Annotated in this window: 1 protein-coding gene; it reads right to left on the reverse strand. The window is 62.8% G+C overall.

Annotated elements, in window-relative coordinates:
* Positions 1-176, reverse strand: a 176-nt coding sequence (locus tag AAEY79_RS15445; protein ID WP_352289411.1) for a disulfide isomerase DsbC N-terminal domain-containing protein, incomplete at its 3' end; no start/stop codon positions are given.
* Between the last annotated feature and the right edge of the window lie 85 nt (positions 177-261).

Genomic DNA, 261 nt, shown 5'->3' on the forward strand with positions numbered 1-261 from the left:
TCGTAAAGGCCTGCAACCGGCGATTTCGACACGCTCTTGATCGGCGCGTCGTTGCCCAGCCGGGCCTGCAGCGTAGCCTTCAGCTTGTCGGTGGTCTGGTCGGCCTGCGCGGTGCAGCCAAGCGTCGCCATCGTGACGGCCAGCGCCAGCGATGCGATGCGGATCGTTTTTTTCATTGAAATCTTCCTTCAGCTCAATCGGAGTGCACGGCACAGTGTACGCCGTAACGGAACCGTCTCCGACCGGCGCGGTGGCGGAAGG

The organism is Psychrobacter sp. GW64-MNA-CIBAN-0177, assembly GCF_040309585.1.
Lineage (GTDB): Bacteria > Pseudomonadota > Gammaproteobacteria > Pseudomonadales > Moraxellaceae > Psychrobacter > Psychrobacter okhotskensis.